Source organism: Pseudomonas sp. LBUM1663, assembly GCF_059695905.1.
This window is the reverse complement of the sequence record NZ_CP166792.1, coordinates 928,122-950,882: the sequence shown is the minus strand read 5'-3', so window position 1 is coordinate 950,882 and position 22,761 is coordinate 928,122. Positions and strand designations below refer to the sequence as shown.

The window sequence follows — 22,761 nt, the reverse complement described above, 5'->3', positions numbered from 1 at the left end:
CACAAGATGTTTAGTTTTATTGCCCGCCGATTGGGGTTACTGATCCCCACGTTCTTCGGCATCACCTTGCTGACTTTCGCGTTGATTCGCATGATTCCTGGCGACCCCGTGGAAGTGATGATGGGCGAACGTCGGGTCGACCCCGAAATGCACGCTCAGGCAATGGAACGCCTTGGCCTGAACAAACCGCTGTATGCCCAGTACCTGGACTACATCGGCAAGTTGGCCCACGGCGACCTTGGCGAATCCCTGCGTACCCGTGAAAGTGTCTGGAGCGAGTTCAGTTCTCTATTCCCTGCGACCCTGGAACTGTCCATGGCCGCGCTGTTGTTCGCCGGCATCCTGGGCCTCCTGGCCGGGGTGATTGCGGCACTCAAGCGAGGATCCCTGTTCGACCATGGGGTGATGGGCATCTCCCTGGCGGGATATTCGATGCCGATCTTCTGGTGGGGCCTGATCCTGATCATGTTCTTCTCGGTGTCCCTGGGCTGGACCCCGGTGTCCGGGCGGATCGACCTGCTCTATGACATCGAGCCGCGGACCGGCTTCATGCTCATCGACACGCTGCTGGCCGATGACGTCGGTGCGTTCTTCGATGCCCTGCATCACCTGATCCTGCCTGCCATCGTGCTCGGCACCATCCCGCTGGCGGTTATTGCGCGGATGACCCGTTCGTCGATGCTCGAAGTGCTGCGTGAAGACTACATCCGTACCGCCCGTGCCAAAGGCCTGTCGCCGTCGCGCGTGGTCTTTGTTCACGGCCTGCGCAACGCACTGATTCCGGTACTGACCGTTGTCGGCCTGCAAGTCGGTACATTGCTGGCCGGTGCGGTCCTGACCGAAACCATCTTCTCCTGGCCCGGCATCGGCAAATGGCTGATCGAAGCCATTGGCGCACGGGACTATCCCGTGGTGCAGAACGGCATCCTGTTAATCGCCTGCCTGGTGATTCTGGTCAACTTCGTAGTGGACATCCTCTACGGCTTTGCCAACCCACGCATTCGTCACCAGCGCTGAGATCATGACCATGACCACTCCAGCTTCAACTTCAAATCAAGCGGTAACAGTCGATCAAAGCCTGCTGTACCCGTCCCCGTACAAAGAATTCTGGCAAGCGTTTTCCAAGAACAAAGGCGCCGTAGCCGGCCTGATGTTCATGCTGCTGGTGATTTTCTGCGCGATTTTCGCGCCGTGGGTTGCCCCGCATAACCCGAGCGAGCAGTACCGCGACTTCCTGCTGACCCCGCCGTCCTGGCTGGAAGGTGGGCAGATCCAGTTCTTGCTCGGCACCGATGAACTGGGTCGCGACCTGCTGTCGCGCCTGATCAACGGTTCGCGCCTGTCCCTGCTGATCGGTTTGTCGTCGGTGGTGATGTCGCTGATTCCGGGGATCCTGTTGGGTCTGTTCGCCGGTTTCTTCCCGAAACTGCTCGGCCCGACCATCATGCGCCTGATGGACATCATGCTGGCCCTGCCATCCCTGCTGCTGGCTGTGGCGATTGTCGCCATCCTCGGCCCTGGCCTGATCAACACCATTATTGCCATCGCCGTGGTTTCGTTGCCGTCCTATGTTCGTCTGACCCGCGCCGCGGTGATGGGCGAATTGAACCGCGACTATGTGACCGCCGCGCGTCTGGCCGGTGCCGGTCTGCCACGCCTGATGTTCGTCACCGTGCTGCCCAACTGCATGGCGCCGTTGATCGTTCAGGCCACCCTGAGTTTCTCTTCGGCGATTCTCGATGCCGCGGCACTGGGCTTCCTCGGCCTTGGCGTACAACCGCCCACCCCTGAGTGGGGCACCATGCTGGCTTCGGCTCGCGACTACATCGAACGTGCCTGGTGGGTAGTAAGTCTGCCTGGTTTGACCATTTTGCTCAGCGTGCTGGCAATCAACTTGATGGGCGACGGTCTGCGCGATGCGCTGGACCCGAAACTCAAGAACGCCGCCTGAGGAGATTCAAATGTCACTGTTAGAAATCAAGAATCTCAACGTTCGCTTTGGCGACAAGAACGCCGTCCCGGTGGTCGATGGCCTCGACATTACCGTGGACAAGGGCGAAGTCCTGGCCATCGTTGGCGAGTCGGGTTCCGGTAAGTCCGTGACCATGATGGCGCTGATGGGCCTGATCGAGCATCCGGGGATCGTCACCGCTGACGCGCTGAATTTCGACGGCAAGAACATGCTCAAGCTCAGCAACCGTCAGCGTCGGCAAATCGTCGGCAAAGACCTGGCCATGGTCTTCCAGGACCCGATGACCGCGCTGAACCCGAGCTACACCGTCGGTTTCCAGATCGAAGAAGTGCTGCGCCTGCACCTGAAAATGTCCGGCAAGCAGGCCCGCGCACGCGCCATCGAACTGCTGGAAAAAGTGGAAATCCCGGGCGCCGCCAGCCGCATGGACGCTTACCCGCACCAGCTTTCCGGCGGTATGAGCCAGCGTGTTGCAATCGCCATGGCGATTGCCGGCGAACCGAAACTGCTGATCGCCGACGAACCGACCACCGCACTGGACGTGACGATTCAGGCGCAGATCATGGACCTGCTACTGGCCTTGCAGAAAGAGCAGAACATGGGCCTGGTGCTGATCACGCACGACCTCGCGGTCGTGGCCGAAACCGCTCAGCGTGTGTGCGTCATGTACGCCGGACAGGCGGTCGAAGTGGGTCAGGTTCCTCAGTTGTTCGACATTCCGGCACACCCTTACAGCGAAGCCCTGCTCAAGGCGATTCCGGAACACAGCCTGGGCGCCACCCGCCTGGCCACGTTGCCGGGCATCGTTCCCGGTCGCTATGACCGTCCACAGGGTTGCCTGCTGTCGCCGCGCTGCCCGTATGTGCAAGAAAGCTGCCGCGCACAACGTCCAGGCCTTGACCCGAAAAGCAACAGCCTCGCCCGCTGCTTCTACCCGCTGAATCAGGAGGTGGCGTAATGGCCGTCGTACTTACCGCCCGCGACCTGACCCGTCACTACGAAGTGTCCCGTGGCCTGTTCAAGGGCCATGCGACCGTGCGCGCCCTGAACGGTGTGTCGTTCGAACTGGAAGCCGGCAAGACCCTCGCCGTTGTAGGTGAGTCTGGTTGCGGCAAATCCACCCTGGCCCGTGCCCTGACGCTGATCGAAGAGCCATCCTCCGGTTCCTTGAAAATCGCCGGGCAGGAAGTGGCCGGTGCCGACAAGGCTCAGCGCAAGCAACTGCGCAAAGACGTGCAGATGGTGTTCCAGAGCCCGTACGCGTCGTTGAACCCACGGCAGAAAGTCGGTGATCAACTGGCCGAACCCTTGCTGATCAACACCACGCTGAGCGCGGCGGAACGTCGCGAGAAAGTGCAGGCGATGATGAAGCAGGTAGGCTTGCGTCCTGAGCACTATCAGCGTTATCCGCACATGTTCTCCGGCGGTCAGCGCCAGCGGATCGCCCTTGCGCGCGCGATGATGCTGCAACCGAAAGTGCTGGTCGCGGACGAACCGACCTCGGCGCTGGACGTGTCGATCCAGGCACAGGTGCTGAACCTGTTCATGGACCTGCAGCAAGAGTTCAATACCGCCTACGTGTTCATCTCCCACAACCTGGCGGTGGTGCAACACGTCGCCGATGACGTGATGGTGATGTACCTCGGCCGCCCAGTGGAAATGGGTCCGAAGAACGACATCTACGAGCGTCCTCTGCACCCGTACACCCAGGCGCTGCTGTCGGCCACCCCGACCATTCACCCGGACCCGAACAAGCCGAAAATCAAGATCGTCGGCGAGCTGCCCAACCCGTTGAACCCGCCGTCGGGTTGCGCTTTCCACAAGCGCTGCCCGTATGCGACCGAGCGCTGCAGCACCGAAGAGCCGGCCCTGCGCCTGCTCGACAGCCGTCAGGTGGCTTGCCACTACGCCGAGCAATTCCTCGACGGCGCCGCGTAACAAACTGTGGGAGCGAGCCTGCTCGCGATAGCGTTTTCTCAGTCGACTTAGATGTTGACTGGAATATCGCCTTCGCGAGCAGGCTCGCTCCCACAGGGATTTGCGAGCTGTTCACTAACCTCTTCTGCCCCGGCTGCGCATCAGTCGGGGGAGAAGGGGTTTTCTTTTGCCTGCGGCTTACGTCTGGCTGTCGCCTTCATCCTCGTCTGTGTCCGGCTCGTCAGTGGTCGAGTCGTCATCGCCCGCGCTCCCCCCCTGATCCTGGTCGCCCGGCTCTGATTCGGATTTGGCAATCATCAACTCGCCCTGACCACCCTGCCCACTCGACGCTTGCGTATCGTGATCCTCGCACTCGGCCCAGACCGCCGAACTGCCGAGGGACAACATCACCACCACCTTCAACAGCAGTAAAACCCTTAGAAATCTGTTCATAGCCGATTCCATCCTTTCGCGGGTGAAACATAAGTGCCTGGCTGGCGCTGAGTGAAATCTAGTTCCGATCAGCCGGGTTCTCCAGATAGGACGCTAACGAATGGGCGGAAATGCCGTCCGGAGCCAGATTGGTTTCGAATAACCCTCATAATCGAATCAGCTAAGCGATGTGACGCGCGACGTTTGTGAGTCCAGTCCTTTCGAGGCGCCCAAACGTGTGGCCTGATAAATCAGCGGCGTGGACAACAAGGCCAGCGCGGCGCTGACCCACCAGACAATGTGCCCGCCGAAATGGCCATAGAGCTGACCGCCGAGTACCGGTGAAAGCAGCGCGCTCGCACTCCAGCACATGGAAAAAAGTCCAAAGTAATGCCCACTCCTTCCTGCGCACGCACGCTGCATAACCAATACGTTCAGAGTGGGCATGAAAAGAATTTCGCCAAGTGTCCAGACAACAGTCGAGAGGCAGACGTAAAACACCCCAGAACCCAACGGCAACATCCCAAGTCCACCGGCTAACAACAGGCTGCCTGCCAGTAGTTGCCGACGCGCCCCCCATTGCTCACTCCAATGAGATAACGGAATTTGCAGCACCACCACCAGTACTGCATTGAGTGCAAATTGCCATCCGATGACTTCAGTACCCAACCGGTAGTAGTCGAGCAAATAGTTGCCCAGCATGCTGTAGACCGGCTCGAAGGCAAGGCCGAGCAAGACAGAAGCCGCCAACAACCAGAGGAATGGTTTATCTCGATAAGGTACGCATGCACCCGAAACCGAATCAGGAGTCTGATCCGGCATCAGAGTTTCTCGATGAAATGTCGCCCGAACAAACCAGATCAAAGCCAAAAGCGTCATGGCCGCACTTATAAAAAACACCCAGCGAAAATCAGTCTGCGCCAGGACGCCACCCACAACCCCGGCAACAGCCATGCCCAAGTTACTGGCAACACGACTCAATGACTGCGCGCGAGGCCGCTGCGCAACCCGGCAATACTCCATAATCAAGCGTTGATGAAGAGTACGAATTGCACCATCGAGTGCTCCACTGAAAAGCAACAAACCAGCCAGCAATGGCACCTCAACGACTAGCCCCAACAAGACCAATATCCATACCGAGGCAAAAAACAACGCGGCGGTGAGGCGTGCCGTGGAGAAATACTCACTGAGCAGCCCGCCCCCCATTGACCCCATCAGCAAACCGGCCCCGTATCCGGATAACAACCAGCCTACGGTTTCAATCGCCAGCCCCAGTTCCTGACGCAGGTATAACGCCATGAACAGCTTGACCATGGCGCTCAACCGACTGATGAAGATCAACGCAGCAAGCATCCAGGCCATAGGACAGAAATATTCGCCTAACCGAATCAAGTGCGTGAGCCGACTGGTCATTCCATTGATCTCTTGTGCCCTTGCTCGTGGAAAGTCGCTACTTGCGAAATGTCCATCGAACGCTAGACGCCAATGACTTCCATGTCTCGGGTAAAGGACCGGAGAAGTTGAAAGCAGAGCCAAGCTACACAACTCCGTAAAAACACCTACAGAAACTCCTGACGCACGCGTACAGACTCATCGTTTGATGATGTTGGCGCGCCATGCGGAATTTCACGTCCGGCCAGCAATCGCGAAAAACGTCAACGATAATGCAGTCTGCCTGACAACCCGCGGGGGCCCGACGACCATCGCGGGCAGGCTGGCTCCCACAGAAATTTGTGTCAGGCAATAAAAAACCCCGGTGCTTTCGCGACCGGGGCTTTTGATTTTGCAACTCAGCGTTTAGTGATGCTCACGCGTCGCCCTGAATTTCACATCCGGCCAGCGCTCTTCCATCAACGCCAGGTTGACCCGTGTCGGCGCCAGGTAGGTCAGGTGACCACCGCCGTCGACTGCAAGGTTTTCCACGGCCTTGACCCGGAACTCCTCAAGCTTCTTCTTATCGTCGCAATCGATCCAGCGCGCGGAGTACACAGTGATCGGCTCGTAAGAGCACTCGACCTTGTATTCCTCTTTCAAGCGGCTGGCGACCACATCGAACTGCAGCACACCGACGGCGCCGAGGATGATGTCGTTGCTGCGCTCGGGGAAGAACACCTGGGTGGCGCCCTCTTCCGCCAGCTGCTGCAAGCCTTGACGCAGTTGCTTGGATTTCAGCGGGTCACGCAGGCGCACGCGACGGAACAGTTCCGGGGCGAAGTGCGGGATGCCGGTGAAGCCCAGGACTTCGCCTTCGGTGAAGGTGTCGCCGATCTGGATGGTGCCGTGGTTGTGCAGGCCGATGATGTCGCCGGCAAACGCTTCTTCCAGTTGCTCGCGCTCGGAGGAGAAGAAGGTCAGCGCATCGCCGATCCGCACGTCCTTGCCAGTGCGCACGTGGCGCATCTTCATGCCTTTTTCGTACTTGCCGGAGCAGATCCGCATGAAGGCGATGCGGTCGCGGTGTTTAGGGTCCATGTTCGCCTGGATCTTGAACACGAAGCCGGCGAATTTCTCTTCGACTGGCTCAACGGTACGCTCGTTGGCGACCCGGGCCAGCGGTTTCGGTGCCCAGTTGACCACGGCGTCGAGCACGTGATCGACACCGAAGTTGCCCAAGGCAGTACCGAAGAACACCGGGGTCAGTTGGCCGTCGAGGAATTCCTGTTGATTGAATTCGTGACAGGCGCCCTGCACCAGTTCCAGCTGATCGACAAAGCGATCGTATTCGTCGCCCAAGTGCGCGCGAGCTTCGTCGGAATCGAGCTTCTCGATGATTTTGACATCGGTGCGCTCGTGGCCGTGACCGGCGGTGTACACGATGATGTAATCGTCGGCGAGGTGATAAACGCCTTTGAAATCGCGGTAGCAACCGATCGGCCAGGTAATCGGCGCGGCCTTGATCTTCAGGACCGCTTCGATTTCGTCGAGCAGTTCGATCGGGTCACGGATGTCACGGTCGAGTTTGTTGATGAAGCTGACAATCGGCGTGTCACGCAGACGGCAGACGTCCATCAGCGCGATGGTCCGAGGCTCTACACCCTTACCGCCGTCGAGGACCATCAATGCCGAGTCGACCGCTGTCAGGGTGCGGTAGGTATCTTCGGAGAAGTCTTCGTGGCCCGGGGTGTCGAGCAGGTTGATCATGTGGTCGCGGTACGGGAACTGCATGACCGACGTGGTAATCGAGATACCACGCTGCTTTTCCATTTCCATCCAGTCGGAGGTGGCATGGCGGTCGGACTTGCGAGACTTCACCGTGCCAGCAATCGCAATCGCCTTGCCCATCAGCAAGAGCTTCTCGGTGATGGTGGTTTTACCGGCATCGGGGTGGGAAATAATGGCGAAAGTGCGGCGTTTCGCGACTTCGGCGGCCTGTTTGGTCATGGGAAATCGCCTGGCAGGTGATTCAAAAAAGGGCGGCGAGTATAGCCCAAAACGTGACCTCCAAACCACCGTTCGCCCGTGTAGCAGCTGCCGAGCCTGCGAGGCTGCGTTCGGCGACGAAGCCGTCGTAAAACCAGACGCTGCGGTGTATCAGGCATACCGCGATGGGTGACTCTACGACGGCTTCGCCGCCGAACGCAGCCTCGCAGGCTCGGCAGCTGCTACATCGGGTAATCGAGATCAAGGGTGGCTAAATGCTGTTAATTATGGAACCTTTTAAAAGGTGGAGGCGTCCACTCCCCTGTTACAGCTCTCGTAGCAGGGTTTGAAAAACCTGCAAGTTAGCCTGACGAGGCTGCGCTTATGGCTCGATCTCATGCGGTTTCATCAGCATGAAGAGCTGCTTCTCGCGAACGTTGATTTCCCGGCAGCCAGGAATGGCATGCCACACGGGACTGCGTTCGCCGACAAAGAAAAAAGGAGTCCGCCTGTGGCTATTCGCTATGGCAAGGGGCTGATAGGAGGTGCGGTTGTCGTCGCTCTCCTGGCCCTGCTGGTCCACTGGATTGGCATCAACACGATCGAACATTACCGCGACGATTTGTTGTTTTACCTGCAAGCTCACCTGATTCTCGTCCTTGTCTCCATGCTGGCCGCCCTTGTTGTGGGCATCCCCGCCGGTATTTTCCTCAGCCGCCCGACCATGGTGGGCCGCGCTGAACGCTTCATGCAGATCTTCAACATCGGCAACACCGTGCCGCCTCTTGCCGTACTGGCCATCGCCCTGGGCATCCTCGGCATCGGCAGCGGCCCCGCGATCTTCGCGCTGTTCCTCGCCTCGCTGTTGCCGATCGTGCGCAACACCTATGAAGGCCTGAAAAACGTTCAGGGCTCACTCAAGGAAGCGGCCGTCGGCATCGGCATGACCCCGACGCAAGTGCTGTGGCGGGTCGAACTGCCGAACGCCGTGCCGATCATCATCGGCGGCGTACGCGTGGCCTTGGCGATCAACGTCGGGACGGCACCGCTGGCGTTCCTCATCGGCGCCAACAGCCTGGGCAGCCTGATTTTCCCTGGCATCGCCCTGAACAATCAGCCGCAACTGCTGCTCGGCGCGGCCTGCACCGCCCTGCTGGCCTTGCTGCTCGACGGTCTGGTGACACTCGCCAGCCGCCTCTGGCTCGAACGCGGCCTACGCCCGTCTTAAGCCTCGGCAAAGGAATATTTATGAAAGCTTTCCACCTAAAAGGCATGACCTTAATCATGGGCTGCGTTCTTCTGTTCGCAGGATTGGCCCAAGCCGCTGAAAAACCGGTAATCCGCATCGGCGCCCGGGTGTTCACCGAGCAAACACTGCTCGCGGAAATCACCTCCCAATACCTGCGCACCAAAGGTTACGACACCCAAGTGACCGGCGGTCTGGGCAGCAACCTCGCCCGTAGCGCTCACGAAAGTGGTCAGCTGGATTTGATGTGGGAATACACCGGCGTGTCGCTGGTGGCTTACAACCATGTCACCGAAAAGCTCGACAGCGCCCAGTCTTACACCAAGGTGAAAGAACTCGACGCAAAAAAAGGCCTGATCTGGCTGACCCCATCGAAATTCAGCAACACCTACGCCCTGGCCCTGCCGGAAAGCACTGCGAAGGCTTACCCGCAGATCAACACCATCAGCGAGCTGAACACGGTGCTGCAAGCTGAAGCGAAGACCAATCACCTGGTGGCGCTGGACACCGAGTTCGCCAACCGTTCCGACGGTCTGGACGGCATGGTCGACCTCTACGGCATGAACCTGACCCGCAAGAACATCCGGCAGATGGATGCTGGTTTGGTCTACACCGCCCTGCGCAATGGCCAGGTGTTTGCCGGTCTGGTCTACACCACCGACGGCCGTTTGAACGCCTTTAAGCTCAAACTGCTTGAAGACGACAAGCACTACTTCCCGGACTACACCGCCGCGCCAGTGGTGCGTCAGGACTACCTCGACGCCCATCCAAAACTGGCAGAAGAAATAAAGCCGCTGGCTGAACTGTTCGACGACGCCACCATGCGCCAGCTCAATGCGCGGGTCGATGTCGATCACGAAAGCCCATCATCCGTTGCCGCCGATTTCCTGCGCCAGCATCCAATCAAATAAGGAGGAAAAGCCATGGAATTTCTGAACGCCTTTTCCCATCTCGACTGGCCGCTGGTGCTGCACCTGACCTGGCAGCACATCACCCTGGTCGGCATCGCCGTGACATTGGCGATCCTCGTGGGCGTGCCGTTGGGCGTGCTGATGACGCGCTTCCCGACCCTCGCCGGCCCGCTGCAAGCCAGCGCCACGGTGCTGCTGACGGTTCCGTCGATTGCGCTGTTCGGCCTGTTGCTGCCGTTCTACTCCAAATTCGGCCAGGGCCTGGGCCCGATGCCGGCGATCACGGCAGTGTTTTTGTACTCGCTGCTGCCGATCATGCGTAACACCTACCTGGCGCTGACCGGCGTCGAACCGGGCATTCGCGAAGCCGCCCGCGGCATCGGCATGACCTTCGGCCAGCGCCTGCGCATGGTCGAACTGCCGATCGCCGTGCCGGTGATCCTCGCTGGTGTGCGCACCGCCGTGGTCATGAACATCGGCGTGATGACCATCGCCGCCACCATCGGCGCCGGTGGCCTCGGTGTACTTATTCTCGCTTCAATCAGCCGCAGCGATATGTCGATGCTGATCGTCGGCGCCGTGCTGGTCAGTCTCCTGGCCATCTTCGCCGACCTGCTTCTGCAATGGCTGCAACGCACGCTGACTCCAAAAGGACTGCTCAAATGATCGAACTTCAAAACCTCAGCAAGACCTTCCAAAGCAACGGCAAAGACGTAAAAGCCGTGGACTCGGTAAGCCTGACCGTCAATGAAGGCGAAATCTGTGTGTTCCTCGGGCCATCGGGCTGCGGCAAAAGCACCACGCTGAAAATGATCAACCGCCTGATCAAGCCGACCTCCGGCAAGATCCTGATCAACGGCGAAGACACCACCGACCTCGACGCCGTGACCTTGCGCCGCAACATCGGTTATGTGATCCAGCAGATCGGTCTGTTCCCGAACATGACCATCGAGGAAAACATCACCATCGTTCCGCGCCTGCTGGGCTGGGACAAACAGAAATGCCATGACCGCGCCCGCGAGTTGATGAGCATGATCAAGCTCGAACCCAAGCAGTACCTGAATCGCTACCCGCGTGAATTGTCCGGTGGTCAGCAGCAGCGGATCGGCGTGATTCGCGCACTGGCGGCCGATGCGCCGTTGCTGTTGATGGACGAACCGTTTGGCGCGGTCGACCCGATCAACCGCGAGATGATCCAGAACGAGTTCTTCGAGATGCAACGGGCGCTGAACAAGACCGTGATCATGGTCAGCCACGACATCGACGAAGCCATCAAGCTGGGCGACAAGATTGCGATCTTCCGCGCCGGCAAGCTGCTGCAGATCGATCACCCGGACACCCTGCTGGCGCACCCGGCGGACGACTTTGTCAGCAACTTCGTCGGCCAGGACAGCACGCTCAAGCGTCTGTTGCTGGTGAAAGCCGAAGACGCAGCGGACAACGCGCCGTCGGTCAGCCCGGAAACCCCGGTGGCCGAAGCCCTGGAGTTAATGGACGAATTGGACCGTCGTTATGTGGTGGTCACTGACGGTGAGAACAAGGCGCTGGGTTATGTACGACGTCGCGACCTGCACCGTCAGACCGGTACGTGCGCGCAGTACTTGCGCGAGTTCAACGCCACGGCGGCGTTTGACGAGCATTTACGCATCCTGTTGTCGCGGATGTACGAGTTCAACCGCTCGTGGTTGCCGGTAATGGATGCCGAGCGGGTGTTCCTGGGGGAAGTGACTCAGGAATCGATTGCCGAGTACTTGAGTTCCGGTAAGTCCCGTGGCGGCAAGACCAGCATTGTTTCGCCGGCCGAAACCGCAGTCGCCTGATCTCTTTCTGAGACTCCAGTGCTTTTGTGGCGAGGGAGCTTGCTCCCGCTCGGCTGCGAAGCAGTCGTAAAGTCAGCCGATGCGGTCATTTCTGAAGAACCGCATTGGCTGATTTTGGGGCCGCTTCGCAGCCCAGCGGGAGCAAGCTCCCTCGCCACAAAGGCTATGTGTAAATCCCTTCAGAACTCCTCACTCGGGGAACATCACACTGTCATGCAGGTCGGTTACATCAGTAACTGTCGGGGACCGCACGACGGAAGCGTGCAAAAACGCGACATTTTTTGTTGATCTCAAGCCCCTCACGCCCTAAAGTTCGCGCCGAACGTCCATGCTGGAAACGATCCATCCGGCTCAAGTACTGACGACGAGACAGCAAGGCCAAGGGAAAGCACCGCTTCCCATGGCCTTTTTGCTTTCGGCGACATGCCTTGGGAAGTAGGCGAACCAAAGTGGGGATACGGAGGACGTTCATTTGCACCCATTGATAATTTCAGTTTGCCAGTAGGAGTTCCCAGCATGTCGATCAACGTCGAAGACTATTTCGCGCGCGATACCTTCAACAAAATGAAGGCCTTCGCCGACAAACAAGAAACCCCGTTCGTGGTGATCGACACCGCGATGATCAGCCAGGCCTATGACGACCTGCGCGCCGGTTTCGAATTCGCCAAGGTCTACTACGCGGTCAAGGCCAATCCGGCCGTCGAAATCATCGACTTGCTCAAAGAGAAAGGCTCGAACTTCGACATCGCGTCGATCTACGAGCTCGACAAAGTGATGAACCAGGGCGTTGGCCCGGATCGCATCAGCTACGGCAACACCATCAAGAAATCCAAGGACATCCGCTACTTCTACGAGAAGGGCGTGCGTCTGTATGCCACCGACTCCGAAGCCGACCTGCGCAACATCGCCAAGGCTGCCCCGGGTTCGAAAGTCTACGTGCGCATCCTCACCGAAGGCTCGACCACGGCTGACTGGCCTTTGTCGCGCAAATTCGGCTGCCAGACCGACATGGCCATGGACCTGCTGATCCTCGCCCGTGACCTGGGCCTGGTGCCTTACGGCATCTCCTTCCACGTCGGCTCGCAACAGCGCGACATCAGCGTCTGGGACGCGGCGATCGCCAAGGTCAAAGTGATCTTCGAACGCCTGAAAGAAGAAGACGGCATCCACCTCAAGCTGATCAACATGGGCGGTGGCTTCCCGGCCAACTACATCACCCGCACCAACAGCCTGGAAACCTACGCCGAAGAAATCATCCGTTTCCTCAAGGAAGACTTCGGTGATGACCTGCCGGAAATCATTCTGGAGCCGGGCCGTTCGTTGATCGCCAACGCCGGCATCCTGGTCAGCGAAGTGGTGCTGGTTGCGCGCAAATCCCGTACCGCGGTCGAGCGCTGGGTGTACACGGATGTGGGCAAGTTCTCCGGCCTGATCGAAACCATGGACGAAGCCATCAAGTTCCCGATCTGGACCGAGAAGAAAGGCGAGATGGAAGAAGTGGTCATCGCCGGCCCGACCTGCGACAGCGCCGACATCATGTACGAGAACTACAAGTACGGTCTGCCGCTGAACCTGGCAATCGGCGATCGTTTGTACTGGTTGTCGACCGGTGCCTACACCACCAGTTACAGCGCGGTTGAATTCAATGGCTTCCCGCCGCTGAAGTCGTTTTACGTGTAAAACGCTGCACGCAGAAATCAAAAAGCCCATGACGTGTCATGGGCTTTTTTGTGTCGGCGATTTCAGTGACGAGCTGGCCTATGCAAGGAATAACCTGTGGCGAGGGAGCTTTCTCCCGTTGGGTCGCGAAGCAGCCCCCAAAAAAGCGACTACTACGCAGTTCGACGGGAGCAAGCTCCCTCGCCACAGGTACAGTCTTGGCTTCACTTCCCGCTTATCTGAAGGATCTTCTGGTGATATTCAGCTGCCATGGCGTGAATTTTGGGCTCAGTTGCGCTTAAAAGTGCCTGGCTCGCCACCCGCAAGAAATTCAGATTGCCCCCGACCAGTGCCTTGCGCAACCAGCCCAGCGCCTCGTCGATCTTGCCGTCATCCGCCAGCACAGCGGCATAACTGAACTGCCCGCGAAAGTCCCCGCCGAGCGCCGAGTGTCGATACCACTCACGCGCAGCTTGCGGATCCGCCGGACACCCCCGTCCTTGTTCCAGATAACGCCCCAGCAGGTTCATCGACTTTGCATGGCCCTGTTCTGCGGCGCGGCGATAGAGACTCAGCGCATGCGTCTGATCCTCGCTCACCCCGCGCCCGGTCGCCAGCAGATTGGCGTAGTTGTACATCGCCCAATCCAGCCCGGCGTCGGCGGCGATTCGATAATGCTGCGCGGCAACCGAAGCATCCGCCGCACACCCCCAGCCATGTTCATGACAACGACCGAGCATGTTGCGCGCCATCAAGTGCCCGCCCTGAGCCGCAATCGCGAACCAGCGCAGCGCCAGCGCCTGATCCATCGCGATGCCCTGGCCGTCCAGCAGGATCTGCCCGAGCAAGGCCTGAGCGTCGAGCACGCCTTCTCGGGCAGCAATCAGAATCGCCTGGGCTGCACGAGCGGGGCTTTCCTCCAGCATGGCTTTGAGCGAATCACCGTCGAGGACTTCCTCGCGGCGCAATTGAAAACTCATACGTCGACCCAACGACGCAACAGATTGTGATACGTGCCCGTGAGGCGGATCAGCGACGGGTGATCCGGGATGTCCTGAGTCAATTGCCGGATCGCCCCGTCCATCTCGAACAGCAACGCACGCTGACTGTCTTCGCGCACCAGGCTTTGGGCCCAGAAGAACGACGCATAGCGGGTGCCGCGAGTGACGGCGTTGACCTTGTGCAGGCTGGTGCCGGGATACAGGACCATATCGCCGGCCGGCAACTTCACGCACTGGGAGCCGAAGGTGTCCTGGATTTCCAGTTCGCCGCCGTCATAGTCCTCAGGTTCGCTGAAGAACAGGGTCGCCGACAGATCGGTGCGGACCCGCTCGATACCGCCCTTGGGCTGGCGCACGGCGTTGTCGATATGGAAGTCGAAACTGCCGCCCGCCGTGTAACAGTTCAGCAACGGAGGAAAAACCTTGTGCGGCAACGCTGCGGACATGAACAGCGGATTTTTCCACAGCCGCTCCAGCATCGCCGCGCCCACTTCCTTGGCCAGCGGATGACCTTCAGGCAGCTGCAGGTTGTGCTTGGCTTTGGCCGACTGGTAGCCGGCGGTGATTTTGCCATCGGCCCAATCCGCCTGCTCCAGAGCCTCGCGGATGCGCTGCACTTCTTCTTTGGCGAACACGCCGGGAATGTGAAGCAGCATGGGATGACACCTGGAGGTAAAGAGGCGGCAATGGTATTGATTCTTATTGACTGTGTAAAACCCCTACGACGAACGAATCATCAAAAACCGTAAGGTTAAATTGTAAAGAATGTAAATTCCTCGCGAATAGTAACGTTTCGCAATTGATACAAATACGCGTCTACCCTATATTCCGCGACCTCAAATCCTTGGGGAGGGGAATTCACATGTCACGCCAACACTCACATTTACCGGTCAGTTCACCGCGTTTGCTCGCGTCTGCAATTGGCGTGGCGATCACGGCCGGTTCTGCCGGCCACATGGTTTTTGCAGCCGAAAAGGCCGACGAAAAAGCGCCGGGCAATGCGATCTCCCTGGGGGCGACCTCCATCACTGGCGAAGCCCAGGATGCGACGTCCTACAACGTCGAAAAAGCCTCCTCGCCCAAGTACACCGCACCGCTTGTGGACACACCGCGCTCGGTCACCGTCATCCCGCAGCAAGTGCTCAAGGACACCGGCGCCCTCAATATGCAGGATGCGCTGCGCACCGTTCCGGGCATTACATTCGGTGCCGGTGAAGGTGGCAACCCACAAGGCGATCGCCCGTTCATTCGTGGTTTCGACGCTCAGGGCGATACCTATCTGGACGGCGTGCGCGACACCGGTTCGCAGAGCCGCGAGATCTTCGCCGTAGAATCCATCGAAGTCAGCAAAGGCCCGAACTCGGCTATTGGCGGACGTGGCGCAGCGGGCGGCAGCATTAACCTGGTGAGCAAAAAGGCTCACTTGGGCGACTCGTTCGACGGTGGTTTTACCTGGGGTTCAGACCAGACCCAGCGTTACACCCTGGACGGCAACTATCAGTTCACCGACACCGCCGCTGGCCGCCTGAACCTGATGAGCCACGAAAGCAACGTCGCCGGCCGTGACAGCGTCGATTACGACCGTTGGGGCATCGCACCGTCGCTGGCGTTCGGCCTGGGCACCGACACCCGGGTCAACCTCGATTATTACCATCTCGAAAGCAACGACACGCCGGACTCGGGGATTCCGTACACCATTCCTGCCGCAGGTTCCGCCGCCCGCACCAAGTCCAACCCGGACAAGCCGTTCGCCGGTGGCGATCACAGCAACTTCTACGGCCTGGACGATCGCGATTTCCGCAAGGGCCGCACCGACACGGCGACCTTCGCCATCGAGCACGACCTGAACGATGCGCTGACCGTCAAGAACACCTTGCGCCACGGCAGCAGCATGCAGGATTACATCCTGACCCAGCCAGACGACAGCAAGGGCAACGTCAATAACGGCAGCGTCTGGCGCCGGGCCAACACCCGCGTCAGCAACACCGAGACCACCACCAACCAGACCGATCTGTTTGGTGACGTCTACATTGCGGGCTTCAAGAACAGCTTTGCCACCGGCATCGAGTTGAGCCGCGAGGAAAGCCAGAAATCCTCGTACAACGTCAACGTCGACACCACCCCGAGAACCGCGGCTTCGACCACCAACTGCTCCCCGGCATTGATCGGCGCGCCAAGCGGTTACAACTGCACCTCGCTGGCCAATCCGAACCCGAACGATCCGTGGAACGGTGCGATCTCGCGTAACTACGCCGGCACCGACACCCAAGCCGACACCTACGCGCTGTACGTGTTCGACACCCTGGAATTGTCCGAGCAATGGCTGGTAAACATGGGCCTGCGTTACGACCATTTCGACACAAAATACAAAACCTACAACGCTTCCAGCGTGACCACGTCCAAAGGGGATGACGTTAGCGAGTTCGTGACCGGGCAATTCGGCGTGGTCTACAAACCGGCCGAAAACGGCAGCATCTACGCGTCCTACGCCACCTCCGCCACGCCACCCGGCAACACCCTGGGCGAAGGCCAGGAAGGCAACCCGTTGGGCGGCACTCCGGATCGCAACGGCAACCTGCTGAGCAGTGACATGGAGCCGGAAACCACCAGGAACTACGAAATCGGTACCAAGTGGGACTTGCTGAACGATCGCCTGTCGTTGACCGCCGATATCTTCCGCACCGAGAAAGAAAACGCCCGCGTTCAAGTCGATACCACCTCCTATGAAAACGCCGGCAAAACTCGCGTTCAAGGTATCGAACTGTCGGCCAGCGGCAAGATCACCGAAAAATGGCAAGTCTTCGCCGGTTACGCCTACATGGACAGCGAGCAGGTCGATGGTGGTGATCTGCCAGCCAACAAAGCCAACAACGGCAACGAACTGCCAAACACCCCGAAAAACAGTGCCAGCCTGTGGACGACCTATCAGGTCACGCCGAAGCTGACCATCGGTGGCGGTGCGTTCTATGTCGACGACGTATTCGGCAGCGTGGCCAACACCACCATGGTGGATTCCTACGTTCGCTACGACGCAATGGCTGCCTACAAGCTGAGCAAAAACGTCGACCTGCAACTGAACGTGCAGAACCTGACCGACGAAACTTACTACGACAAAGCCTTCTCGACCCACTTCGCCAACCAGGCGGCGGGCCGCACGGCATTGCTGAGCACCAACTTCCACTTCTGATTGGCAGCCACACCGCAATCTCCTGTGGGAGCGAGCCTTTGTGGCGAGGGGGCTTGCCCCCGTTGGACTGCGCAGCAGTCCCATAACCTGAAAGCGCGGTGTGTCAAATATGGCCCGAGCTCAGATATTGGGGCCGCTTCGCGACCCAACGGGGCGGTGCGGCGGTCCGACAAGCCCCCTCGCCACACTGGCTCGCTCCCACATGGAGTGGCCGGCAATAAGGCCTGGCCCCGTTCATCCACATGAACGGGGCTTTTGTGCGTAAAAAAGAATGTTTCTCAGCAACCCACGGCATAATGCGCGCTGTGATGATTATTTCGAACGAACAAGGCGAGCGACGTGTTGAAGAAAACCCTGTTCCAGTTGCACTGGTTTTTCGGCATCAGTGCCGGGCTGGTCCTGGCCCTGATGGGCATCACCGGGGCGATGGTCTCGTTTGAGGATGAAATCCTCAGCGTGCTCAATCCTTCGGTGCTGCAGGTCGAGAAGCAGGTTGCCGGTGTCCTGCCGCCCGCCGAACTGGTGGAAAAAATCGAAGGCGCCTCCGGCAAGAAAGTCGCGATGCTCTGGGTCGACACCGACAGCGGCAACGCCGCGCGGGTGAGTTTCACCCCGCCACCGGGCGAACGCCGGGGCGAGATGCGCTACTTCGATCCGTACACCGCCGAGTTCATGGGTGAAGCCACCGGCCAGGATTTCTTCGGCCTGATGCTGCAACTGCACCGCTTCCTCGCCATGGGCGATACCGGGCGGCAGATCACCGGCGCCTGCACGCTGATCCTGGTGTTTTTCTGCCTGTCCGGCCTGTACCTGCGCTGGCCGCGCCAATGGAAAAGCTGGCGCGCCTGGCTGACCCTAGACTGGAAGAAAAAGGGCCGCAGTTTCAACTGGGACCTGCACTCGGTGGCCGGCACCTGGTGCCTGGTGTTTTACCTCCTGTCCGCGCTGACCGGGTTGTCCTGGTCCTATGAGTGGTACAACAAGGGCCTGACCCAATTGCTTTCCGACGCGCCGCAAAACGAGCGCGTTCGCGGCGGTCGGGGTCCTGCGCCAAGCGGCCCGGCGCCCACCGCCGATTACGCCGCCATGTGGAGCAGCATCTACAGCGCCGCAGGCCCGGCACTCAGCGCCTATAACATCCGCATGCCGCCCGTGGCCGGCCAACCAGCGACGGTCTTCTACCTGTTGAACACCTCGCCCCATGACCGTGCGCTGAACCAGATCAGCCTCGATCCGGCGACCGGCCTGGTCAAACGGCATGACCGTTACAGCGACAAGAGCCTCAAGGCGCAACTGCTGACCAGCATTTACGCGCTGCACGTCGGCAGCTACTTCGGCATCGTCGGGCGGATCATCCTGACCCTTACCGCGCTGAGCATGCCGCTGTTCTTCGTCACTGGCTGGTTGTTGTACCTGGACCGTCGCCGCAAGAAAAAGCAGATCAGGGACGCCCGCAAAGACTTCGCGCAAACGGGCAGCAATGCACCCGCCTGGTTGATCGGTTTCGCCAGCCAGAGCGGCTTTGCCGAGCAACTGGCGTGGCAGACCGCCGGGCAATTGCAGGCGGCCGGCCTGCCGGTGAAGGTTCAGCCGCTGGCGAATGTCAGCGAACAGGATTTGCGTGAATCCAGCAACGCGCTGTTCGTGGTCAGCACCTTCGGCGACGGTGAAGCGCCGGACAGCGCCCGGGTTTTCGAGCGCAAGGTACTGGGCCAGGCGTCGAACCTGGAAAGCTTGAACTACGCGGTACTGGGTCTCGGTGATCGCCAATATCAACACTTCTGCGGCTTCGCCCGACGCTTGCACACCTGGCTTGGCGAGCATGGCGGCAAGACGTTGTTCGCGCCGGTGGAAGTCGACAGCGGCGACCCTTACGCCTTGCGTCACTGGCAGCAGCAACTCGGCCTGTTGACCGGGCAAGCGCCGGTCGACACCTGGCAAGCGCCAAGCTACGACTACTGGACCCTGACCCGCCGCGAACTGATGAACCCGGACAGCAGCGGCTCGCCGGTGTACTTGCTGGGCCTGACCGCCCCGACGACCAGCAGTTGGCTGGCGGGGGATCTGGTGGAAGTCCTGCCACGCAATTGCCCGTGGGCGATCGAGCATTTCCTTGATGGCCTGGGCATTGAAGGCCGGGCTATGGTGACCTTCGACGGCCTGTCGCAACCGCTGGAGCAAGCCCTCGCCAGCCGACAACTGCCGGAAAACAGAACCCACCTGGTCGGCCTGCACGCGCAAGCGCTGGTCGACGCCCTGGTGCCCTTGGCCCTGCGCGAATACTCCATCGCCTCGATCGCCGCCGACGGCGTGCTCGAACTGATCGTGCGTCAGGAACTGCATCCCGACGGCAGCCTGGGCATTGGCTCCGGCTGGCTGACCGAACACGCGCCGGTGGGCGGCCCCATCAGCCTGCGAGTGCGGCGTAACAGTGGGTTCCATCTGCCGACCGAGTCTGTTCCGATGATCTTGCTGGGCAACGGCACCGGGCTGGCCGGGCTGCGCAGTTTGCTCAAGGCGCGCATTACCGATGGGCAGCAACGGCATTGGTTGCTGTTCGGTGAGCGTAATCGGGAATACGACTACCTGTGCCGCGATGAGCTTGAGGAGTGGTTAACGTCAGGCGATCTGGAGCGACTGGACCTGGCGTTCTCGCGAGATCAGGCCGAGAAAGTTTATGTGCAGGATCGACTGCGCGAGTCTGCCGATCTATTGAAGCAATGGTTGGCCGACGGTGCCGTGATTTACATCTGCGGCAGCCTGCAGGGAATGGCTTCTGGGGTGGATCACGCGCTCAACGAAGTGCTCGGGATTGAAGAAGTTGATCGCCTGATCGAGCAGGGCCGCTACCGCCGCGACGTCTACTGAAAGAGCCCCTCACCCTAGCCCTCTCCCAGAGGGATAGGGGTCTGACCGAGGTGTCTCACGTTATACATCGACCTGAAAAATCGAGTCGAGCTCAGGTTTTGAATCCAACGCAAATCGGCTCCCTTTCCCCCTCTCCCCCGTGGGGAGAGGGCTGGGGTGAGGGGTGGTTCTATAACCGAAGTACAAAACTCCGGCTAAAGTAAAACCTCCATCCCCCTTCACACGGACGTGAAGCATGCCCACCCGCACCTCCTCCAACCTACGCCAATTCGCTCGTCACCTTCGCGCCAATCAGACCGACTGCGAGCTCATGCTCTGGCAAAAACTCCGATCCCGGCAACTCGCCAATCTGAAGTTTCGACGGCAGTTTCCATGTCCACCTTATGTCCTGGATTTTTATTGCATTGAGCTGAAGTTGGCCATCGAGCTGGATGGTGGTCAGCATTATGAGACGGCGGGAAAAATCCACGATCGGAGGCGAACGCGTTACCTTCAGGCGCTAGGTATTGAAGTTGTGCGATTCAGCAATCTGGAGGTTATTGAGCGGATGAGTGATGTGTTAGAGCAAATCCTGAGGTTTGCTGCGAATCACAGCCCTCACCCTAACCCTCTCCCAGAGGGCGAGGGGACTGACCGTGAGTTTCTTTAGAAATTCTGCGACCTGAAATTCCGAGTCGAACTCACGTTTCGAATCCAATGGAGATCGGCCCCCTTTCCCCCTCTCCCCTTTGGGGAGAGGGCTGGGGTGAGGGGTGGATCTATCAGACAGGCTGTAACTTCTGCTCAAACACCGCCACCCCATCCAGATCCCGCAACACCACACTCATCTCCCCCGTCTGCCCATCGATATTCACCTCGCCAAAGAACTGAAACCCGGCAAACGGCGAGGTGTTCTGAGCCGGCGGTGCTTTCTCGAAGACCACCTCGGGCCCGAACGTCTTGTCCAGCGGATTCGGCCCGAAGCTCCCGGCATTCAACGGTCCGGCCACAAATTCCCAGAACGGTTCGAAGTCCTGGAATGCAGCGCGATCCGGGTGGTAATGATGCGCGGCGCAGTAATGCACATCCGCCGTCAGGAACACGTAATTGCGCACCTGCTGCGCCCGTAAAAAGCCCAAGAGTTCTGCGATTTCCAGTTCACGTCCCTGAGCCGGTCCGGGATCACCGTTGGCCACTGCTTCCCAACGCGCCACACCCGGGCGGACCTCTCCGTCGGGAACGCCGAGGCCGATCGGCATGTCGGCGGCGATGACTTTCCATTGGGCGGTGGAGGCTTTCAACGAAGCCTTGAGCCAATCGAGTTGCTCACGACCCAGAAAGGGTTTGGCAGCGCCAAGGTTGTCGTCATTGGCTTCGCGATAGCTGCGCATGTCCAGCACGAACACATCCAGCATCGGCCCATAGCCGAGCTGGCGATAAATCCGCCCGCCGCCATCCGCGCTCTGCAAACGCATGGGCGCATATTCGAGCCACGCCTGCCGGGCGCGACCCACCAGGCTGTGGATATCTTTGCTCTTGTAGCGCTCATCCAACTGCTTGCCCGGCGACCAGTTGTTCACCACTTCGTGGTCGTCCCACTGCCAGATCTGCGGGACCTCGGCGTTGAAACGACGAATGTTTTCGTCCATCAGGTTGTAGCGATAATTGCCGCGGTAGTCGTCGAGAGTCTCGGCGACCTTACTCTTGGCTTCGCTGGTGATATTGCGCCACACCCGGCCGCTTTCGGTGGTCAGCTGCGCCGGCACCGGGCCGTCGGCGTAGATGGTGTCACCGCTGTGGATAAAGAAGTCCGGCAGGCGCAGTCGCATGGCTTCGTAGATGCGCATGCCGCCGATGTCCGGGTTGATGCCGAAACCCTGGCCAACGGTGTCGCCGCTCCAGACGAAACGAATGTCGCGCCGGGTTTGCGGCACGCTGCGCAAGTGGCCGAACCAGGGCTCACTGGCAACGCCGCTCTGGGCGTCTTCGAAATACACGCGATAGAAAATCGCCTGATCGGCCGGCAGGCCCGTGAGTTCGACCCGCGCGGTGAAATCGCTGCGCGCATCGGCCAATGGCGAGACGAATCGGCGTGGGTTGCCAAACAGGCTGCGAGTGTCCCATTCCACCACCATCCGCGCCGGACGGTCGCTGCGACTCCAGATCATCGCCCGGTCGCCCATCAGGTCGCCGGACTGCACGCCATCGGTGAGTTGCGGACGGTCCTTGACCGAGGCGATGACGGCCGGCGCCAGCCCTGGAAGCAAAAGCCCCGCGCCGACAGCTTGCATGACACGGCGGCGGCCGAGGTCGAATTCGCTCATGGTGTTCTCCCTGAAAAGGAAAAACTAAAGCACGTGCGCATGAAACCGGTGTGACACCAAAATCTGCAACACCATTGATCCCCTG

The 22,761-nt window shown here is 59.6% G+C and carries 18 protein-coding genes; 12 read left to right on the top strand and 6 right to left on the bottom strand.

Going from position 1 to position 22,761, the window contains the following annotated elements; genetic code table 11:
* Positions 1–6: 6 nt before the first annotated feature.
* The 4 genes from ACA075_RS04115 to ACA075_RS04100 are packed head-to-tail and all read left to right on the top strand — an operon-like array spanning position 7 to position 3,910.
* Positions 7–1,017 (top strand): ABC transporter permease subunit, encoded by a 1,011-nt coding sequence (locus tag ACA075_RS04115; protein ID WP_131063110.1) that lies wholly within the window; start codon positions 7–9, stop codon positions 1,015–1,017.
* A gap of 4 nt (positions 1,018–1,021) precedes the next feature.
* Entirely contained in the window at positions 1,022–1,951 is a 930-nt protein-coding gene (locus ACA075_RS04110; protein ID WP_497297393.1) for an ABC transporter permease subunit, read from the top strand.
* A 10-nt stretch (positions 1,952–1,961) separates the two neighbouring features.
* The gene (locus ACA075_RS04105) at positions 1,962–2,930 is read left to right on the top strand and encodes an ABC transporter ATP-binding protein (RefSeq protein WP_219096534.1); all 969 of its coding nucleotides are present in this window, start codon (positions 1,962–1,964) and stop codon (positions 2,928–2,930) included.
* The gene (locus tag ACA075_RS04100; RefSeq protein WP_497297392.1) at positions 2,930–3,910 is read left to right on the top strand and encodes a peptide ABC transporter ATP-binding protein; all 981 of its coding nucleotides are present in this window, start codon (positions 2,930–2,932) and stop codon (positions 3,908–3,910) included. The genes ACA075_RS04105 and ACA075_RS04100 overlap by 1 nt, the downstream gene beginning before the upstream one ends.
* Before the next feature lie 177 nt (positions 3,911–4,087).
* Here the strand turns inward: ACA075_RS04100 and ACA075_RS04095 are convergent, their stop codons facing one another.
* The 3 genes from ACA075_RS04095 to ACA075_RS04085 form a co-directional block, all read right to left on the bottom strand.
* Complete coding sequence (locus ACA075_RS04095) at positions 4,088–4,342, bottom strand: hypothetical protein (protein WP_497297391.1); 255 nt, start codon at positions 4,340–4,342, stop codon at positions 4,088–4,090.
* 156 nt (positions 4,343–4,498) lie between these two features.
* Positions 4,499–5,734, bottom strand: coding sequence for an MFS transporter (locus tag ACA075_RS04090; protein ID WP_497297390.1), 1,236 nt, complete (start codon positions 5,732–5,734; stop codon positions 4,499–4,501).
* A 384-nt stretch (positions 5,735–6,118) separates the two neighbouring features.
* Positions 6,119–7,702 carry a peptide chain release factor 3 gene (locus tag ACA075_RS04085; protein ID WP_007942808.1) on the bottom strand — a complete coding sequence of 528 codons (1,584 nt, stop codon included), beginning with the start codon at positions 7,700–7,702 and terminating at the stop codon, positions 6,119–6,121.
* A 490-nt stretch (positions 7,703–8,192) separates the two neighbouring features.
* On the opposite strand from ACA075_RS04085, the gene ACA075_RS04080 reads away from it, so the two are divergent.
* From ACA075_RS04080 to ACA075_RS04060, 5 genes are all read left to right on the top strand, one after another.
* The gene (locus tag ACA075_RS04080; RefSeq protein WP_054049992.1) at positions 8,193–8,909 is read left to right on the top strand and encodes an ABC transporter permease; all 717 of its coding nucleotides are present in this window, start codon (positions 8,193–8,195) and stop codon (positions 8,907–8,909) included.
* Positions 8,910–8,929: 20 nt separating this feature from the next.
* Entirely contained in the window at positions 8,930–9,838 is a 909-nt protein-coding gene (locus tag ACA075_RS04075) for a glycine betaine ABC transporter substrate-binding protein (RefSeq protein ID WP_497297388.1), read from the top strand.
* 12 nt (positions 9,839–9,850) lie between these two features.
* Positions 9,851–10,504 (top strand): ABC transporter permease, encoded by a 654-nt coding sequence (locus tag ACA075_RS04070; RefSeq protein WP_010463438.1) that lies wholly within the window; start codon positions 9,851–9,853, stop codon positions 10,502–10,504.
* Positions 10,501–11,658 carry an osmoprotectant ABC transporter ATP-binding protein OsmV gene (locus ACA075_RS04065; protein WP_121733608.1) on the top strand — a complete coding sequence of 386 codons (1,158 nt, stop codon included), beginning with the start codon at positions 10,501–10,503 and terminating at the stop codon, positions 11,656–11,658. The genes ACA075_RS04070 and ACA075_RS04065 overlap by 4 nt, the downstream gene beginning before the upstream one ends.
* Before the next feature lie 516 nt (positions 11,659–12,174).
* Positions 12,175–13,338, top strand: a complete 1,164-nt coding sequence (locus ACA075_RS04060; protein WP_027924486.1) for a type III PLP-dependent enzyme — start codon at positions 12,175–12,177, stop codon at positions 13,336–13,338.
* A gap of 203 nt (positions 13,339–13,541) precedes the next feature.
* On the opposite strand, the gene ACA075_RS04055 is transcribed toward ACA075_RS04060, so the two are convergent.
* Both ACA075_RS04055 and ACA075_RS04050 read right to left on the bottom strand, forming a co-directional pair.
* Complete coding sequence (locus ACA075_RS04055) at positions 13,542–14,297, bottom strand: tetratricopeptide repeat protein (protein ID WP_497297387.1); 756 nt, start codon at positions 14,295–14,297, stop codon at positions 13,542–13,544.
* Positions 14,294–14,974 carry a Fe2+-dependent dioxygenase gene (locus ACA075_RS04050; protein WP_497297386.1) on the bottom strand — a complete coding sequence of 227 codons (681 nt, stop codon included), beginning with the start codon at positions 14,972–14,974 and terminating at the stop codon, positions 14,294–14,296. The genes ACA075_RS04055 and ACA075_RS04050 overlap by 4 nt, the downstream gene beginning before the upstream one ends.
* Positions 14,975–15,180: 206 nt before the next feature.
* On the opposite strand from ACA075_RS04050, the gene ACA075_RS04045 reads away from it, so the two are divergent.
* The 3 genes from ACA075_RS04045 (at position 15,181) to ACA075_RS04035 (ending at position 21,022) form a co-directional block, all read left to right on the top strand.
* On the top strand, positions 15,181–17,505 hold the full coding sequence (locus ACA075_RS04045) for a TonB-dependent receptor (protein WP_497297385.1): 2,325 nt from the start codon (positions 15,181–15,183) through the stop codon (positions 17,503–17,505).
* 339 nt (positions 17,506–17,844) lie between these two features.
* Positions 17,845–20,373 (top strand): PepSY domain-containing protein, encoded by a 2,529-nt coding sequence (locus ACA075_RS04040; protein WP_497297384.1) that lies wholly within the window; start codon positions 17,845–17,847, stop codon positions 20,371–20,373.
* Positions 20,374–20,608: 235 nt separating this feature from the next.
* On the top strand, positions 20,609–21,022 hold the full coding sequence (locus tag ACA075_RS04035) for an endonuclease domain-containing protein (RefSeq protein WP_497297383.1): 414 nt from the start codon (positions 20,609–20,611) through the stop codon (positions 21,020–21,022).
* A gap of 112 nt (positions 21,023–21,134) precedes the next feature.
* On the opposite strand, the gene ACA075_RS04030 is transcribed toward ACA075_RS04035, so the two are convergent.
* Positions 21,135–22,676, bottom strand: coding sequence for an alkaline phosphatase D family protein (locus ACA075_RS04030; RefSeq protein ID WP_497297382.1), 1,542 nt, complete (start codon positions 22,674–22,676; stop codon positions 21,135–21,137).
* Positions 22,677–22,761: the final 85 nt, after the last annotated feature.

Coding starts and splice junctions, on each gene's coding strand:
- ACA075_RS04070 (WP_010463438.1), top strand. CDS start 9,851: ATGGAATTTCTGAACGCCTTTTCCCATCTCGACTGGCCGCTGGTGCTG.
- ACA075_RS04095 (WP_497297391.1), bottom strand. CDS start 4,342: ATGAACAGATTTCTAAGGGTTTTACTGCTGTTGAAGGTGGTGGTGATG.
- ACA075_RS04035 (WP_497297383.1), top strand. CDS start 20,609: ATGCCCACCCGCACCTCCTCCAACCTACGCCAATTCGCTCGTCACCTT.
- ACA075_RS04110 (WP_497297393.1), top strand. CDS start 1,022: ATGACCATGACCACTCCAGCTTCAACTTCAAATCAAGCGGTAACAGTC.
- ACA075_RS04055 (WP_497297387.1), bottom strand. CDS start 14,297: ATGAGTTTTCAATTGCGCCGCGAGGAAGTCCTCGACGGTGATTCGCTC.
- ACA075_RS04115 (WP_131063110.1), top strand. CDS start 7: ATGTTTAGTTTTATTGCCCGCCGATTGGGGTTACTGATCCCCACGTTC.
- ACA075_RS04105 (WP_219096534.1), top strand. CDS start 1,962: ATGTCACTGTTAGAAATCAAGAATCTCAACGTTCGCTTTGGCGACAAG.
- ACA075_RS04090 (WP_497297390.1), bottom strand. CDS start 5,734: ATGACCAGTCGGCTCACGCACTTGATTCGGTTAGGCGAATATTTCTGT.
- ACA075_RS04085 (WP_007942808.1), bottom strand. CDS start 7,702: ATGACCAAACAGGCCGCCGAAGTCGCGAAACGCCGCACTTTCGCCATT.
- ACA075_RS04030 (WP_497297382.1), bottom strand. CDS start 22,676: ATGAGCGAATTCGACCTCGGCCGCCGCCGTGTCATGCAAGCTGTCGGC.
- ACA075_RS04060 (WP_027924486.1), top strand. CDS start 12,175: ATGTCGATCAACGTCGAAGACTATTTCGCGCGCGATACCTTCAACAAA.
- ACA075_RS04045 (WP_497297385.1), top strand. CDS start 15,181: ATGTCACGCCAACACTCACATTTACCGGTCAGTTCACCGCGTTTGCTC.
- ACA075_RS04050 (WP_497297386.1), bottom strand. CDS start 14,974: ATGCTGCTTCACATTCCCGGCGTGTTCGCCAAAGAAGAAGTGCAGCGC.
- ACA075_RS04100 (WP_497297392.1), top strand. CDS start 2,930: ATGGCCGTCGTACTTACCGCCCGCGACCTGACCCGTCACTACGAAGTG.
- ACA075_RS04065 (WP_121733608.1), top strand. CDS start 10,501: ATGATCGAACTTCAAAACCTCAGCAAGACCTTCCAAAGCAACGGCAAA.
- ACA075_RS04075 (WP_497297388.1), top strand. CDS start 8,930: ATGAAAGCTTTCCACCTAAAAGGCATGACCTTAATCATGGGCTGCGTT.